The 8891-nt window shown below is 71.6% G+C and carries 6 protein-coding genes and 2 rRNA genes; 4 read left to right on the forward strand and 4 right to left on the reverse strand.

What is annotated here, in order from left to right:
• Positions 1 to 29: 29 nt before the first annotated feature.
• The 3 genes from ACFVTF_RS08195 to ACFVTF_RS08205 all read left to right on the forward strand — a co-directional run bounded on the left by ACFVTF_RS08195 (position 30) and on the right by ACFVTF_RS08205 (position 5510).
• Positions 30 to 3521, forward strand: coding sequence for a hypothetical protein (locus ACFVTF_RS08195; protein WP_387810731.1), 3492 nt, complete (start codon positions 30 to 32; stop codon positions 3519 to 3521).
• A 65-nt stretch (positions 3522 to 3586) separates the two neighbouring features.
• On the forward strand, positions 3587 to 5002 hold the full coding sequence (locus ACFVTF_RS08200) for a hypothetical protein (protein WP_387810734.1): 1416 nt from the start codon (positions 3587 to 3589) through the stop codon (positions 5000 to 5002).
• Between the two features lie 88 nt (positions 5003 to 5090).
• Positions 5091 to 5510, forward strand: coding sequence for a DoxX family protein (locus ACFVTF_RS08205; RefSeq protein ID WP_387810736.1), 420 nt, complete (start codon positions 5091 to 5093; stop codon positions 5508 to 5510).
• 93 nt (positions 5511 to 5603) lie between these two features.
• Here ACFVTF_RS08205 and ACFVTF_RS08210 read toward each other — a convergent pair whose 3' ends face one another.
• Positions 5604 to 6413 (reverse strand): ArsR/SmtB family transcription factor, encoded by an 810-nt coding sequence (locus tag ACFVTF_RS08210; RefSeq protein ID WP_387810739.1) that lies wholly within the window; start codon positions 6411 to 6413, stop codon positions 5604 to 5606.
• 161 nt (positions 6414 to 6574) lie between these two features.
• Positions 6575 to 7180 carry a TetR/AcrR family transcriptional regulator gene (locus tag ACFVTF_RS08215; protein ID WP_387810742.1) on the reverse strand — a complete coding sequence of 202 codons (606 nt, stop codon included), beginning with the start codon at positions 7178 to 7180 and terminating at the stop codon, positions 6575 to 6577.
• Positions 7181 to 7268: 88 nt separating this feature from the next.
• On the opposite strand from ACFVTF_RS08215, the gene ACFVTF_RS08220 reads away from it, so the two are divergent.
• Positions 7269 to 8516: an NADH:flavin oxidoreductase/NADH oxidase family protein gene (locus ACFVTF_RS08220; protein ID WP_387810745.1), complete on the forward strand. Its 1248-nt coding sequence runs from the start codon at positions 7269 to 7271 to the stop codon at positions 8514 to 8516.
• Between the two features lie 83 nt (positions 8517 to 8599).
• On the opposite strand, the gene rrf is transcribed toward ACFVTF_RS08220, so the two are convergent.
• Positions 8600 to 8716, reverse strand: a 5S ribosomal RNA gene (gene rrf / locus ACFVTF_RS08225).
• An 82-nt stretch (positions 8717 to 8798) separates the two neighbouring features.
• A 23S ribosomal RNA gene (locus ACFVTF_RS08230) occupies positions 8799 to 8891 on the reverse strand; the annotation flags it as partial.

Genomic DNA, 8891 nt, shown 5'->3' on the forward strand with positions numbered 1-8891 from the left:
CTCCAGCGATCCTGACGAAAGCGAGCACCATGCCGAACGACGACAACGGACCGCTGATCGTCCCGGTCCAGGTCGACGCCCTGGCGGTCAACGACGAAGTCCGCTTCAGCGTGCCGTTCATCCGCTGGCAGGCCAACTTCAACCTGCTGGCGCAGAACCTTCCGCCCGAGGGCGGGCCCTTCGACAACAACCAGGCCGCGCACTGGAACACCGACACCACCGCGGGCGGCGTCTACCTCCAGTGGCAGCTGCCCCAGGCCCTGCGCAACGGCGCGCACGACCCGGACACCGGCGACACCACCTTCCCGCTGGTACCCAACCGATGGCTCGTCGTCCGCTACAGCGGCCCGGCCGCCGACCGCACCGCCGACTCCTGGGTGATCGAGAGCGACTGGCTGCCCGCCGACGGCGACACCGCCACCGGCACCACCCCCTACCTGCGCCCCGGCACCGCCAGGAGCGTCCACATCGGACGGCGCACCGACGCGTCCGGCTGGACGGGCGAGAGCGGCGGGCCCGACCCGTACGTCACCGCCGCAGGGCCGGGCCTGCTCACCTTCTCCGCCTTCCAGCCCTTCAACGAGAACGTGCTCTCCCTGCACGACGACCTCGCGGGCGTCGCGGACCAGGACACCCTCGGCTACCTCGTCACCGGCTGGTACTCCGCACCCGGCGCCGACCCGCTGCACGAGGCGACCAGCCTGGCCGACCTCGGCTGGGCCCTGGCCGCCGACCCCGCCACCGACACCCCGCCCACCGACCGCACCCTCTACACCGGCCAGGTGCTGGGCCTGAGCTGGGACCGCACCGGCGGCGTGCCCGACTCGGACCGCCCCCAGGGCGTCGACGTGGACGTCGCCGTGGGCAACAGCTCCGTCGACGCGCTCACCGCCCTGCTGGTGGCCAAGGGCACCGACGCCGACGACGCCGCCCGGCTGGAGGCGCTGGCGCACGGCCTGCTCGACGGCCTGGACGACGCGGGCACCGAGTCCGTCGACCAGTCCATCCACCGCGCCTGGTTCGGCTCCACCCACGGCGGCTACACCTGGGACCTGGTGGACGGCACCGCCGGCGCCGACCTCTGTGCCCGGCTCAACACCGACCAGGCCGCCCACGACGACCAGGTGCGCCAACTGGCGGACGCCCAGTGGAAGTTGTACGGTGCCTGGTGGCTCAACCGCCTCGACGACGTCCCCGACGCCTACGCCGACACGCTGCCCGCCACCCTGAAGCCCGCCGAGCAGGACAGCCTCGCCGCCCGGGTCACGGCACTGGCCACCGACATCGCCGCCCGCCGCGACCCCGGCTCCGGGCACCCGCAGCCGATCCCCTGGGGCGCCACCGACGAGGACCTCGCCACCGCCGCCCAGGCCTACCTGGCCGCGCACGGCGCCGACCCCGCGACCTGCACGCTCAAGCGCTCCCCGCTGGGCGAGTTCCACCACGCGCAGGACCCGGTGGTCCTGCTGAACGGGATCAAGACCCCGGCCCCGGCCGACCTCACCGCCGCACTGCCCTGCCGCACGCCGGACCAACTGCTCACCCGCATCGACCTGGGCAGCGGCCTGGCCCCGGCCCCGGCCACCGTGCCCGGGCCGCCCCTGACCCACCTGCCCGAGGCCGCCACCGTCGGCGCCCTCCTCGGCGAGTTCTGGCTGCTCGACCAGGCCCAGGCCGCCGGCACCCTCGCCGACGCCGTGGCCCACCCCGACCAGCGGGTCACCGGCACCCTCCCCGCCCTCGGTATCAGCAGCTGGCGGCAGCCCTGGAAGCCGCTCTACCTGCTCTACGAGCTGTCCTACTACCCCATCCCGCACGACACCGCCGACGGCGACTGCTGGCAGTTCGACGGCACCCGCTACCACTGGACGAAGACCGGCCCGGCCGACCCCCCGGCCTACCAGGCCTACACCGGGCGGATCTACCTCACCCCGCACGCCACCTTCAACCTCGCCGCCCAGATCAAGCAGTACCGGGACACCCACCCCGACGCACCCCAGGACGAGCTCCAGCAGCTCGCCGACCAGGTGGCCGGCTGGGACCTGCTCAGCCAGGCCCTCGACGGACTCACCCCGCGCATCACCCTGCGCGACCCGGCCCTCGCCGCCCACCCCGACGACACCAAGGGCCTGGCCACCCTGATCGGCTCCCAGTACCAGAGCACCCCCCTCCCCGGTGCCCTGCCCTCCCGCAGCGGCAAGTGGCCCGCCTCGGACTTCCCGCACCTGCGCGCCGGCCAGTTCTCCTTCAACCGCATCGCCGTCGTCGACCAGTTCGGCCAGGTCACCGACCCGATCAACCCGCAGGGCAGCGGCAGCTCCACCGACAACGACAAGAAGCACCTGGTGCTGGCCGAGAGCGTGCGCCCGGACGACGGCGCGACGATCCTGCCGGAGTTCCCCTACCGCTACGCCGAACTGCGCCCCCGCCTCCTGCAAGGAGCCCGGCTCCGCTTCGACGCCGTCAGCGCCACCGACGACAGCCAGGTGCTCGACCTGCACGCGGGCGTCAACCCGGTCTGCGGCTGGCTGCTGCCCAACCACCTGGACGCCGCCCTCGCCGCCTTCGACCCCGACGGCGGCGCCCTCGGCCAGTGCCGGACCGTCTACACCGACGGCGGCCAGCAGCAGGTCGTCTGGGACCCGGCACCGGGCTCCAGCTACCCCACCCTGGACAGCCTCGCCCCCGGGCTCCCGCACCTGGCCTCCTTCCTGACCGGCCTGCGCGACGCCGGCCCGTCGGCCCTGGCCGCCACCCTGAAGGCCGTCGACGAGACCCTCTACACCGTCAACCCGCTCGGCGGCTGGGACGACACCACCATGACCGTGCTCGCCGGGCGGCCCCTGGCCCTGCTGCGTACCCGGCTGGCCCTCGAACTCGACGGACCACCGATCATGGACCCCAGCTGGGAACAGTGGCAGTACGTCCTCGACCCGAGCAGCACCGCGCCCCGGCCGGTCTCCCTGGACTACCGGTGGGGCGTGCGGCTCGGCGCACTGGAGAACCTCGCCGACGGCCTGATCGGCTACACCAGCGGCGACGACTACACCACCCTGCACACCGTCCACCTGCCCTCGGACGCCCCGTCCTACCTGGCCGGCATCGGCACCGGGTTCCCGCTCACCACCGCCGGCACCCCGCAGTACCTCACCCTGCTCGCCGACCCCCGGGGCGCCGTCCACGCGGTCAGCGACATCCTGCCGGTCTCCGTCTTCACCGTCCCCGCCGAGTTCGTCAGCCCCGCGCTCTCCCGGATGGAGGTCTCCTTCCGCCTCGGCCCGGTCATGACCACCCCGCAGGCCGTCACCGGCGCCGACGGCAGCCCCGCCACCGGCTGGGTCCTGCCCCGCCCCCCGGCCCGCCACGGCGCCTGGAGCTGGGCCGAACCCACCACCACCGGCTGGCAGGACAACCCGCTGGCACCCGCCGGCACCCCCGGCCACATCCCGGCCCCGGCCGCCCCCCTCAGCGCCCGCACCGGCCGCCTGCGCCTGCGCGGCGCGGTCGCCGACGAGCAGTGACCGCCCACCCACGAACCACCGACCCGCGCACCACCGATCCACGGACCACAGACCCAGGAGCAACAGTGTTCGTCCGCACCGGAGCCAGCGCCTCCACCGCCCTGAACTACCTCGTCACCACCGCGCCTTCGCCCCTGGAGATCACCCCGGCGGACACCACGTTCACCCCGGCCACGATCTCCGTCACCGCCGCCAACCCCGGCCCCGACCCGGTCCGCGTCGTCTCCGTCAAGTTCACTCTCGTCGCAGGCACCGGCGCCGGCGCCCTCACGGAACACCTGGACCAGATCCACGCCACGGTGACCCCGGGCGCCGACTGGTCCTTCACCAACGGTGAGGACGGCACCTTCCTCGCCATGCCCACCAGCGACCAGGGCTTCGTCGAAGTCACCGACAAGGCCGTGCTGTTCGAGCTCACCAACATCGCCGTCAACGGCGAGATCGGCGTCACCACCCTCGACATCCTGGAGAGGACCCAGGACGAGGACGGCGACACCTCCAAGGGCACGGCCGAGTTCCAGCTCGGCAAGTGCTTCCCGGGCTTCCAGTTCAGCGACCTGACACCCGCGTTCCTCGACGACGGCCACACCACCGTGACCAACGGCGACACCGCCACCCTGACCTGGACCGCCTCCCACGGCGCCGCCTACACCATGCTCCACGAGAACAAGTCCTACGACGTCACCAACACCCGCACCTGGACCTCCCCGACACTCACCCGCGACGCCACCTTCCACCTGCGGGCCAGCCTCACCACCGACGGCCACACCGTCACCCACTACCTGCACACCAACGTCACCGTGGACAAGCCCGACCTCACACTCGGCACCCTGACGGTGAACGGGTCCCTGACGGCCAACAGCGACATCGACGCCGTCGGCAGCAACGCGATCGTCCGGATCCGGGAACTGCTGGGCCCGTCGGGCGAGGACCTGCAGATCAACAGCAACACCCACGTCCTCAGCGGAAACGACGTCACCGTCGAAGGCAGCCTGAGCGCCGTCGGCAGCAGCGCGATCGTCCGGATCCGGGACCTGCGCGGCCCCTCGGGCGAAGACCTCACCATCAACAGCAACACCCACGTCCTCACCGGGAACGACGTCACCATCGAGGACACCCTCACGACCAACGGGTCGGCCACCGTCAACGGGCTCCTGACCGCCAACGGGGACCTCGACGTCTGGTACAAGGACAACAACGTGCAGAAGCTGACGACGGCCGGCGTCACTGGCGGCGTGAAGTTCCCCGGCCTAGTCGTGTTCAACAGTTGCACCATCAACCAGGGCGACTGGACCAACCTCAAGAACTTCAGCGACGGCCAGGCCAAGTTCCACATCTGGAACACCATGTACACCGACGACAGCAAGGAGGCGGTCGTCTTCGTCTACGACGGCAAGGGCGACCACCGCAACGTGACGGCCGACTTCGGCAGCCCGGGCGTCGGGCACATCGGGCAGACGTTCCGATTCGTTTTCGAGTAGCAAACTTTTTCTGCCGGGACCGATGAGTTCGGGCGGTGGCGGCGGTCATACCTGCGAAAGCAACGACAGCCGACCGGGGAGACCTGAAATGTCCAGCACCGCCACCGCCACTGCTACCACCACCACGAAGTCCGGTAAGGCCGTGGTCCGGGTGGTCTGGACGCTGCGGATCCTGCTCGCGCTCTTCTTCGCCGTGGCCAGCGCGCTGCCCAAGCTGCTCGCGGTCCCCGCCGCCACGATCGTCTTCGACGCCATGGGGGTGGGCCACTGGTTCATGTACCTGACCGGGCTGGTGGAGCTGGCCGGAGCGGTCGGGCTGCTGGTCCGCCGGCTGGCCGGGCCGGCGGCCACGGCGCTGATCGTCTTCCTGGTGTTCGCGTTCGTCACCCAGCTCACCGCGATGCACGGCGAGAACGCCGGGACCCCGTTCATCTTCATGGTGCCGCTGGCCGTCATCGCCTGGAACCGGCGCACCGAGACCGCCGAGTTGCTCGGCCGCCGACGCTGACCGGTGCACCGGCCGGTTCGGATGGGCGTCGCCGCGACGCCCGTCCGAACGGCTGCGCTGCGTGCGCGGTGGTACGGCCGAGCCCGTCGGCGGTCAGCCTTCGTGGACCGGCTGCCCGGCGGTGGGCAGGGCGTCGCCCGTCTCCAGCAGTGTCTTGAGGCTGGAGAGGATGGCCGGCCAGCCCTGGCTGCACATCGAGCGCAGGGTCCCGGCGGGGTCGAAGTCGTCGTGGGTGACGGTCAGCTTCACCTGGTTGCCGTGCGGCACCAGCTCGAAGGTGACCTTCGACCGGCGTTCCGCGGCCAGCTCGGCGCGTAGTTCCTCGCCGACACCGACCGTCCGGGCCCACTGCGGGCTGAAGGTGTGCCAGGTGTAGGAGAGCCGCCGGTACGGCTCGTTGACGAGTACGACCTGCTCCGGGTCGGCGGTCCGTGCGCCGCGCTCGGCCCAGACGACGGGTGAGCCCTCGGCCCAGTCGGTCTCGAGGCGCACGCCCCAGTAGCGCTCGGTGAAGGCGGGGTCGGTGAGCGCCTGCCAGAGCCGCTCGGGTGTGGTGTTGATGTACGTCGTGTAGACGAAGGCGTTGTTGTCCATGGGTGGCTGCTCCAGTGCTCTCTTCAGATCGGCGAGCGCGGCGGCCCGCCCCCGGTCGAACTGGCTGATCCAGCGGTCCGCGATGGCGTTGATCGGAGCGGCGTTCAGGTAGTGCAGCTTCTCGCGGCCCTGCCGCACGGTGGTCACCAGCTCGGCGGCCTCCAGCAGGGCGAGGTGCTTGCTGACCGACTGCCGGGCCATGTCCAGCCCGGCGCACAGCTCCCGCAGGCTCTGCCCGTTGTGGGCGCGCAGGCGGTCCAGCAGCCGGCGGCGGCTGGGGTCGGCCAGGGCCTTGAATATCTCGTCCATCCGACGCCATCCCCCATCAGGCAGCCGAACGGCTGCCTTTTCACATTAGGCAGCCGTTCGACTGCCTGTCAACGGCGATGCCCGGCACACCGGTACCGCCATGGCCGCCGAGCCGGCCGATCAGCCCGCCACCCCTCCGGCGGATGCAGCCTCGCCCCAGGTCAACGGGCCGATTCCGCCCCGGAGCGGGTCCGGGCGGTGCCCAGCAGCGTGCGGACGGCCGCCCGGACGCGCTCGTCCGCTGCGGCGGGATCAGCGGCGTCGAGCTTTCCGTCGAGGTGCAGGAAGGCCAGGCCGTGGACCAGCGCCCACACGGCGGTGGACATCGCCTCGCGGTCGACACCAGGGAAGGTGTCGCCGACGATTCCGCCGACGTAGTCCCACATCGCGGCGGTCGCCGCGGCCCGTTCCGCGTCCGCGGGGTCGCAGGGTTCGGCGAACATCACCCGGAACAGCGCGGGCCGGTCGACGGCGAAGCGGACGTAGGCGGCGGCGACGGCGGCGAGGTCCTCGGGTTCGCGCGGGGCGGGGTGCGCGGCGACGAGGTGCTCGGCGAGTTCGCGGTACCCCTGCGCGGCGACGGCGGAGAGCAGCGCCTCGCGGTCGGCGAAGTGGCGGTAGGGGGCGGTCGCCGAGACGCCGGCCCGGCGGGCGACGGCACGCAGCGATAGTGCGGCGCTGCCGTCCTCCTCCAGGAGGTCACGGGCTGCGCGCAGGCAGGCGGCCCGCAGGTCGCCGTGGTGGTACGAGCCGGTCTGCTGTGGCATGGGTCACCCTCACTCATGTTTGCACTGCTTACATCACCGTCCTAATGTGAACAGTGCATACATTCTAGTCCAGCGCGAGGAGACCCCCATGGCGGACGACCTGTTCACGACACTGCGGCTGAGTTCGGGCGCCGTTCTGCCCAACCGGATCGCGAAGGCGGCCATGGAGGAGAACCTGGCCGGCGACGGCCAACTGCCCGACCGGCGGCTGTTCGACCTCTACCGCAACTGGTCCGCAGGCGGCACCGGCCTCCTGATCACCGGCAACGTCATGGTCCACGCCGAGGCGCTCACCGGCCCGGGCGGCGTCGTCCTCGATGCCGCCGCACCCTTGGAACCCTTCACCGAGTGGGCCCGGGCCGCCAAGTCCGGTGGCGCCGCGGTGTGGATGCAGATCAACCACCCGGGCCGCCAGGTGCCCTCCGGCCTGCCCGGCGTGGTCTGGGGCCCCTCCGACATCGGCGTCGACCTCGGCCGGCACAGCGGCCGCTTCGGCCGCCCCACCGCCATGACCCCCGATCAGATCACCACCACCGTCGAGCGTTTCGCCACCACCGCCCGCCGCGCCGCCCAGGCCGGCTTCGACGGCGTGGAGATCCACGCCGCCCACGGCTACCTGCTCTCGCAGTTCCTCTCCCCGCTCGTGAACACCCGCACCGACGCCTGGGGCGGCTCACCGGCCAACCGCGCCCGGATGCTGCTGGACGTGGTGCGGGCCGTCCGCTCCGCCGTCCCACCGCAGTTCGCCGTCGCCGTGAAGATCAACTCCGCCGACTTCCAGCGCGGCGGCTTCGACGCCGACGACGCCCGGCAGGTGATCGCCATGCTCGCCCCCCTCGGTGTCGACCTGGTCGAACTCTCCGGCGGCAGCTACGAGAGCCCCGCGATGACCGGCCGCCCCGCCGACCAGCGCACCCGCTCCCGCGAGGCCTACTTCCTCGACCTGGCCGCCGACCTGGTCCGCACCAGTCCGCTCCCGCTCATGCTCACCGGCGGCATCACCCGCCGCGAGACCGCCGAACAGGTCCTCGCGGACGGCGTCGCGGTGATCGGCATGGGCACCGCCCTCGCCGTCACCCCCGACCTGCCCCTCCGTTGGGCCACCGGCACCGAGGCCGACCGCGCCCTGCGCCCGGTGACCTGGTCCGACAAGGCACTCGCCTCCGCCGCCGGCATGGCCCAGGTCCGCCACCAGTTGCGCCGCCTCGCCTCCGGCCGGGCCCCCTCCCCCGGCACCCGCCCCGCCGTGGCCCTGCTCGTCGAACAGCTCCAGCAGCGCAAGGCCCTGCGCCGCTACCGCGCCTGGCTGGACACCCGCCGGCCCGAAGCCGCGTAGCCGTCAATGGGGGGGATCCATTGCTCCGGAAATGCAGAGAACCCCCATCCGGTTTCCCGGATGGGGGTTCTCTGTGAATGATTGTTCGGCGGCGTCCTACTCTCCCACAGGGTCCCCCCTGCAGTACCATCGGCGCTGTAAGGCTTAGCTTCCGGGTTCGGAATGTAACCGGGCGTTTCCCTCACGCTATGACCACCGAAACACTATGAAACTGTCAACCGCACCAACCCGTGGCAGGGCTGGGGTCGTTGTTTCAGAACAACACAGTGGACGCGAGCAACTGAGGACAAGCCCTCGGCCTATTAGTACCGGTCAACTCCACCCCTCACAGGGCTTCCATATCCGGCCTATCAACCCAGTCGTCTACTGGGAGCC

It is taken from the genome of Kitasatospora sp. NPDC057940, assembly GCF_042887425.1.
In the GTDB taxonomy this organism is placed as follows: Bacteria; Actinomycetota; Actinomycetes; order Streptomycetales; family Streptomycetaceae; genus Kitasatospora.